At 45.0% G+C, this 578-nt stretch carries 1 protein-coding gene; it reads left to right on the top strand.

Annotation, left to right across the window (positions count from 1 at the left end):
* A partial coding sequence (locus tag ACS8FC_RS19460) for a TonB-dependent siderophore receptor (protein WP_439297998.1) occupies positions 1-578 on the top strand: 578 nt, incomplete at both ends.

A 578-nucleotide genomic window follows, 5' to 3' on the forward strand; every position in this document is an offset into this window, starting at 1 on the left:
GATCTATAACTTAAATCCATTCCATGCCGATACCGAACGCAAACAAGTCAACGTCAAAACCAAGCTGACGGGTAATTTTGATGCACTAGGTAGAACGCATCAAGTCATCTTGGGTGGCTCGTATAACAAGAGCGATCTTGATACCTTTACCTATACAGCGCCGCCTGATGGACTTTTGCCAATATCTGACTTCGATAACTGGGATGGCAGCTACGCTGAGCCAGCATGGGGTGCCAAAACCCAAAGCTCTGATGTCACTGTTAAAGAAAAGGCCATCTTTGCCGCCACTCAGCTAAAGCTAACGGATCCCTTGTCAGTGATATTGGGGTCACGGGTGTCTGATTATGAGCGCTCAGGTGTGCAGTATGGCAATAATGTAGACACTGAATCCAAACATATTTGGACACCTTATGCGGGTATTACTTATGATATTAACGAAAACCACAGCCTTTATACTAGCTACAGCGAAATCTTTAAACCACAAACCGAGCGCGATATCGACGGCAATTATCTCGATCCTATCGAAGGTAAAAATTACGAAATCGGCCTCAAAAGCGAATCAGATAATGGCGCGCTAC

Source organism: Psychrobacter sp. 1Y4 (assembly GCF_051847555.1).